Annotated in this window: 6 protein-coding genes; 4 read left to right on the top strand and 2 right to left on the bottom strand. The window is 71.3% G+C overall.

Translation table 11 applies throughout. The annotated features are described in order from the left end of the window. Window positions 1-88: 88 nt before the first annotated feature. From pheS to AX685_RS11050, 3 genes are all read left to right on the top strand, one after another. On the top strand, window positions 89-1,216 hold the full coding sequence (pheS, locus tag AX685_RS11060; RefSeq protein WP_066488627.1) for a phenylalanine--tRNA ligase subunit alpha: 1,128 nt from the start codon (window positions 89-91) through the stop codon (window positions 1,214-1,216). A 103-nt stretch (window positions 1,217-1,319) separates the two neighbouring features. Beyond that, entirely contained in the window at window positions 1,320-3,698 is a 2,379-nt protein-coding gene (pheT, locus tag AX685_RS11055) for a phenylalanine--tRNA ligase subunit beta (protein WP_066488628.1), read from the top strand. Then, window positions 3,691-4,587, top strand: a complete 897-nt coding sequence (locus AX685_RS11050; RefSeq protein WP_082740808.1) for an aldose 1-epimerase family protein — start codon at window positions 3,691-3,693, stop codon at window positions 4,585-4,587. The genes pheT and AX685_RS11050 overlap by 8 nt, the downstream gene beginning before the upstream one ends. Window positions 4,588-4,778: 191 nt before the next feature. Here the strand turns inward: AX685_RS11050 and rpoZ are convergent, their stop codons facing one another. Next, window positions 4,779-5,123: a DNA-directed RNA polymerase subunit omega gene (gene rpoZ / locus AX685_RS11045; protein WP_066488620.1), complete on the bottom strand. Its 345-nt coding sequence runs from the start codon at window positions 5,121-5,123 to the stop codon at window positions 4,779-4,781. Between the two features lie 119 nt (window positions 5,124-5,242). On the opposite strand from rpoZ, the gene AX685_RS11040 reads away from it, so the two are divergent. Continuing rightward, complete coding sequence (locus AX685_RS11040; protein ID WP_066488618.1) at window positions 5,243-6,418, top strand: phospholipase D-like domain-containing protein; 1,176 nt, start codon at window positions 5,243-5,245, stop codon at window positions 6,416-6,418. 10 nt (window positions 6,419-6,428) lie between these two features. Here the strand turns inward: AX685_RS11040 and AX685_RS11035 are convergent. Next, a partial coding sequence (locus AX685_RS11035; RefSeq protein ID WP_197418571.1) for a squalene/phytoene synthase family protein occupies window positions 6,429-6,774 on the bottom strand: 346 nt, incomplete at its 5' end.

The raw sequence follows: 6,774 nt of genomic DNA, 5'->3' as shown, positions 1-6,774 counted from the left end.
GTCTTCAACTCGTCGATATCGCTCATGCGCCAATCCGTTGTTGCGCCGGGCCGCCAGCGTGCGGCCCGGCGCAACAACGGATTGGCGCATGAGCGATATCGACGAGTTGAAGACCCACCTGCTGACCGCGATCGAGGCGTCGGCCGCGCTCGACGCGCTGGAGGCGGTGCGCGTGGAGGCGCTGGGCAAGCAGGGGCGCGTGACCCAGCTGCTCAAGACGATGGGCGCGATGTCGCCCGAGGAGCGGCAAGCCAACGGCCCCGCGATCCACGGCCTGCGCGAGGCGGTGACGAACGCGATCGCGGCGCGCAAGGCGGTGCTGGAGCAGATTGCGCTCGACGCGCAGCTGGCGGGCGAGGCGCTGGACATGACGCTGCCGGTCGACGTGCCCGCGGCGGGGACGGTCCATCCGGTCGCGCAGGTGATGGACGAACTGGCGGAGATCTTCGCCGACCTGGGCTTCGCGGTGGCGACCGGGCCGGAGATCGAGGACGACTGGCACAATTTCGGCGCGCTCAACATCCCCGAGACGCATCCGGCGCGCGCGATGCAGGATACGTTCTATATCGCCAAGCCCGAGGGGGCGGCCGACGATGCCGCGCCGATGGTGCTGCGCACGCATACCTCGCCGGTGCAGATCCGCACGATGGTGGAGGTGGCCAGGCGCCACGCCGGTGCCGGTTCGGCGGGCGGCGCGCCGATCCGCATCATCGCGCCGGGGCGCGTGTACCGGTCCGACTGGGACGCCACGCACACCCCGATGTTCCACCAGGTCGAAGGGCTGGTGATCGACAAGGGGATCACGCTGGCGCACCTGAAATGGACGCTGGAAACGTTCCTGCGCGCGTTCTTCGAGCGCGACGACGTCGTGCTGCGGCTGCGCCCCAGCTATTTCCCGTTCACCGAACCGTCCGCCGAGGTCGACGTCGGCTTCTCGGTGGAGAAGGGCAAGCGCGTGATCGGCGGCGACGAAGGCTGGATGGAGGTGCTGGGCAGCGGGATGGTGCATCCGCGCGTCATCGCCGCCTGCGGCCTGGACCCGGACGAATGGCAGGGGTTCGCCTTCGGCTGCGGGATCGACCGGCTGGCGATGCTGAAATACGGCATCGACGATTTGCGCCCGGTGTTCGAGGCGGACGTGCGCTGGCTGAAGCATTACGGCTTTGCCGCGCTGGACGTGCCGACGCTGTCGGGTGGCGTGGGAACCGCGGCGTAGCGACCACGTCATCCCGGCGATGGCCGGGATCTCCCGCGGAAGGAGCGATCCGCCCGCCCCGAAAAGGCCCCCGCCTGCGCTGGGGCGACGGAAGAAGAAGAACATGAAATTCACGCTTTCCTGGCTCAAGGACCATCTCGACACCGATGCGTCGCTGGACGCGATCCTCGATGCGCTGACGCGCGTCGGGCTGGAGGTGGAGGGGGTCGAGAATCCGGCCGCGAAGCTGGACGGCTTCACCGTGGCGCGGGTGCTGACCGCCGAGCGCCACCCGCAGGCCGACAAATTGCAGGTGCTGTCGGTCGACGCAGGCGACGGCCCGTTGCAGGTGGTGTGCGGCGCGCCCAATGCGCGCGCGGGGCTGGTCGGTGTGTTCGGCAGGCCGGGTGCGGCGGTGCCCGCCAACGACATGGTCCTGAAAGTCGCGGCGATCCGCGGGGTCGAATCGAACGGCATGATGTGTTCGACGCGCGAGCTGGAGCTGGGCGAGGATCACGACGGGATCATCGAGCTGCCCGACGACGCGCCGGTCGGCAGCGCCTTTGCCGCTTATGCGGGCCTCGACGATCCGGTGATCGACGTGGCGATCACCCCCAACCGGCAGGATTGCATGGGCGTGCGCGGGATCGCGCGCGATCTGGCGGCGGCGGGTCTGGGGACGCTCAAGCCGCTGACCGTGCCCGAAGTGCCGGGGAGCGGCGCTGGGCCGGACGTGCGGATCGAGGATGCGGCGGGCTGCCCCGCCTTTTATGCGCAAGGCGTGTCGGGGCTGACCAACGGCGCGGCGCCGGAATGGATGGCCAAACGGCTGCGCGCGATCGGGCAGAAGCCGATCAGCGCACTGGTCGACATCACCAATTACCTGACCGCCGACCTGGGCCGGCCGCTGCACGTCTATGACAAGGCGAAGCTGTCGGGCGGGCTGGTCGCGCGGGCGGCGCGTGCGGGCGAGACGATCGAGGCGCTGAACGGCAAGACCTATACGCTGGCGGCGGGGATGACCGTGATCGCCGACGACGTGGCGGTGCACGATATCGGCGGGATCATGGGCGGCGCGCATTCGGGTGTGTCCGAGACGACCACCGAGGTGGTGATTGAATGCGCGTTCTTCGACCCCGACACGATCGCGCGGACGGGCCAGACGCTGCAACTGACCAGCGATGCGCGCCAGCGGTTCGAACGCGGGGTGGACCCGGCGTTCCTGGACGACGGGCTGGCGATCGCGACGTTCCTGGTGCTGGAATATTGCGGTGGCACCGCCACCGGCGTGACGCGCGCGGGCGCGGCGCCGCTGGGCACGCGCAGCTATGCCTATGATCCGGCCCGCGCAGCGTCGCTGGGCGGGCTGGCGATCGCGCCGGAGCGCCAGCGCGCGATCCTCGAATCGCTGGGCTTCACGGTCGGCGACGACTGGCAGGTGACGCCGCCGACGTGGCGCCGCGACATCGACGGCCCGGCCGACCTGGTCGAGGAAGTGATCCGCATCGAGGGGCTGGACAAGGTGCCGTCGGTGCCGCTGCCGCGCGACGCCGGCGTCGCGCGCCCGACCGCGACCCCCGAACAGAAGCTGGAACGCCGCATCCGCCGCGCCGCCGCCGCGCGCGGGCTGGACGAGGCGGTGACGTGGAGCTTCGTCCCCGAAAAGCACGCCGCGCTGTTCGGCGGCGGCGCGTGGCGCGTCGCCAATCCGATCAGCGAGGAGCTGAAGGTGATGCGCCCGTCGCTGCTGATCGGCGTGCTGGCCGCGGCCGAGCGCAACCTGCGGCAGGGCGCGGAGGGCGTGCGACTGTTCGAGCTGGGCCGCCGCTATCTGGACGAGGGCGGCGCCCCGCGCGAGCGGGTGACGCTGGGCCTCGTTCTGGCGGGCGATCGCCGCCCGCGCGGCTGGCGCGAGGGCAAGGCGGCACCGTTCGACGCCTATGACGCGAAGGCCGAGGCGCTGGCGCTGCTGGCGGCGGCGGGCGCGCCGGTCGACAACCTTCAGGTGATGGGCGAGGCAGGCGCGGCGTTCCACCCCGGCCGGTCGGGCACGCTGCGGCTGGGGCCGAAGACGGTGCTGGCGGCGTTCGGCGCGGTCCATCCCGCGGTGCTCAAGGCGTTCGACCTGTCCGGGCCGGTCGCGGCGGTGGAACTGTACCTCGACGCGATTCCCGCGAAGCGCGGCGCGGGCGGGTTCATGCGCCCGGCCTATACGCCGCCGGCGTTGCAGCCGGTGCGGCGCGACTTCGCGTTCCTGGTCCCCGCCGACGTCAATGCCGAGGCGCTGACCCGCGCGGTGAAGGGCGCCGACAAGGCCACGATCGTGCGCGCGCGCGTCTTCGACGTGTTCACCGGCGCGGGCGTGCCGGAGGGCCACGCCTCGGTCGCGATCGAGACGGTGCTGCAACCGGGCGAGAAGAGCTTCACCGACGCCGATCTGAAGGCGATCGCCGACCGGGTGATCGCCGCGGCGGCCAAGCTGGGGGCGCAGCTGCGTGGCTGAGCGGGGGGCTGAGCGGGACTGGATCCGCATCGGCAACGGGATGCTGGCGGCGGCGATCAACCCGCATGGCGCGGAACTGTCGTCGCTGACCGACGCCGACGGGCGCGAGTTGATGACCGACGCCGATCCGCGCTTCTGGACCGGGCGCGCGCCGATCCTGTTCCCGGTCGTCGGGCGGCCGAGCGGCGAGACGATCCGCGTCGACGGGCGCGAATATCCGATGAAGCAGCACGGCTTCGCGCGCCACCGCGACTTCGCGGTGGTGGAGGCCGGGCCGACGCGCGCGGTGTTCGCGCTGGAGGACGATGACGCGACGCGCGCGGTCTATCCGTTCGCGTTCCGGCTGGAGGTGGCGTTCGAGGTGACGGGCGCGACGCTCGCTGTGGCGGTGACGGTCGCCAATCCGGCGACGGACGCGACGCTCTACGCCAGTTTCGGTTTCCACCCCGCCTTCGCCTGGCCGCTGCCCTATGGCCGGGCGCGTGGCGACCATCGCATCACCTTCGCCGCGGACGAGCCGGGGGCGCTGAAGGCGATCGCCGCGGACGGGACGATCGCGGCGCAGGAAACCCCCTCGCCGCTCGACGGCCGGGTGCTGCATCTGGCGGACGATCTGTTCGCGCACGATGCTTTGGTGTGGGACCCGGTCGCGTCGGACGCGGTCCGCTATGGCGCGGCGGACGGGCCGCAGCTCGACATCGCGTTCCCCGACACGCCGATGCTGGGCATCTGGACCAAGCCGGGCGCGGCCTATGTCTGCGTCGAGCCGTGGCACGGGATCGCCGATCCGGAAGGCTATGCGGGCGAGTTCCGCGACAAGCCCGGCGTGTTCGCGGTCGCGCCGGGCGCGGCGAAGCGGATCGCGATGACGGCGACGCTGGCGGCGTGAGGCGGCGGGCATGTAGCCGTCGCTCCTGCGCAGGCAGGAGCCTTTGGCGAGTGGAAGCGCTCTAACCGCGGGAGATCCCACCCTTCGCCGGGATGAGGTTTGGGGCCAATGACGTTCGATGTTCCGACGCGAGAAGGCCCGCGACTCGCATGACGAGTCGCGGGCCTTTTCAGCGGCACCTCGTGCGCGCGTCAGCCGTCGTAGTCGGCGCCGACGTTCTGATTGCGCGGCGGGGCGACGGCGGTGAGGCGCAGCGCCTCGGCCGAGGCGGCCAGGCTGCCGATTTCGTCGGCCTCTTCCTCATCGTCGATCTGGACGCGCTGCAGACTCTGCACCACGGCTTCCTGAAGGTCGCGCGGCCTGACCGTCTCCTCGGCGATCTCGCGCAGCGCGACCACCGGGTTCTTGTCACGATCGCGGTCGATCGTCAGTTCCGCACCGCCCGACACCTGCCGCGCGCGCTGCGCGGCCAGCAGGACCAGATCGAAACGGTTCGGGATCTTGTCGACGCAATCCTCGACAGTGACGCGCGCCATCCGCGTATCCTCTTGAAGGTAAGCTAAGGGAAGGGTCGGGCATCTAGAGACTCCCCCGCCATCCGTCAAGGAAAGCCCGCGCTTGCGGTGCGCGCGCGCAACCGCCATGCCGCGGCGCGATGGAGGATGCCACCGCCCAGCCGACTTTCGCGGTCGACGGCAACCGGCTGACGTTGCTCGATACCGGGCCGCGGCGGCTGGACGCGCTGCTGGCGCTGATCGATGGCGCGCGGCGGTCGCTGCGTATCCTCTATTACATCTACGCCGACGACGAATCGGGGCGGCGCGTCAATGCCGCGCTGGCGCGCGCGGCGCAGCGCGGGGTGACGGTGGCGCTGATCGTCGACGGATTCGGCAGCGCCGCGGACGAGGCTTTCTTCGCCCCGGTGGAGGCGGCCGGGGTCAGCGTGTGCCGGTTCGCGCCGCGGTTCGGGCGGCGCTACCTGCTGCGCAACCACCAGAAACTGGCGCTGGCCGATGCCGAGGAGTTGGGCGCGGCGCGGATCATCATCGGCGGGTTCAACATCGAGGACGATTATTTCGGCACGCCCGCCGAGCGCGCGTGGCGCGACCTGGGGCTGCTGGTCGAAGGCGCGGCGGCGGGGCGGATCGCGGGCTATTTCGACGCGCTGGAACAGGGCATCCGCCACGGCGGGCGCGTCCGCCGGCTCAACAAGGCACTGGCGCAGTGGAGCGAGGCGCGCGGCGCGTTGCGCTGGACGATCGGCGGGCCGACGCGGCGGCTGTCGCCATGGGCGCGCGCGATCCGCGAGGACATGGCGCGCGCGGCGCGGATCGACGTCATCGCGGGTTATTTCACGCCCTCCCCCACGATGCTGCGCCGGCTGGACCGCGCGGGCAAGCGCGCGGCGCGGGTGCGGGTGGTGACGGCGGCGCTGTCCGACAACAACGTCACGATCGCGGCGGCGCGCTTCACCTATGCCGGGCTGCTCAGGCGCGGTGTGCGGGTGTTTGAATATGCGCCGACCAAGCTGCACACCAAGCTGTACGTCATCGACGATGCAGTGTGGGTGGGCAGCGCCAATTTCGACATGCGCAGCCTGTTCATCAACCTGGAACTGATGCTGCGGATCGAGGATCGCGCCTTCGCCGACCATGTCCGCCGCTATGTCGACGCGGAAATCACGCGATCGAACGAGGTGACGCCCGAGGCGTACAAGGCGGCGACCGGCTGGTGGCAGCGCGCCAAGCAGTTCGTCGCCTATCTGCTGACCGCGGTCGCCGACCCGGCGATCTCGCGCGGGCTGAACTGGGGGATCGACGCGGACGAGTGAGACGCGCGCGTCAGCGCGGACGCGTCCACAGCAGCGGATCGCGCGGGGTATCGGGAATGGCGTGACGGCGGCTGGCCTGCGCCGCGGCGCGCGCGATCCAGGCGAGCTTGGCGGCCTTGCCCGTGGTCACGCGTCGGTCCCAGGCGTGCGCGCCGCGGCGTGCGACGGTGCGCGCGATATCGCCGTAGATGCCCGCCGCCGCCAGCACCGCCCAGGCCGATCGCCACGACAGCGCGCGCGTGCCGACCCGCGCGCTCGCTTCGTGCAGCGCGGCGCGGTCCGCCAGCCGCCGCGCGATCATCACCAGCGCATCGCGGTGCGCCGGCGCCATCACCGCATCGGCGGGGATCCCCGCC

The organism is Sphingomonas sp. CCH9-F2, from assembly GCF_001556735.1.
Lineage (GTDB): Bacteria > Pseudomonadota > Alphaproteobacteria > Sphingomonadales > Sphingomonadaceae > Sphingomonas > Sphingomonas ginsenosidimutans.
The sequence above is the reverse complement of the archived record's forward strand: the minus strand, read 5'-3'. Positions and strand labels throughout refer to the sequence as shown.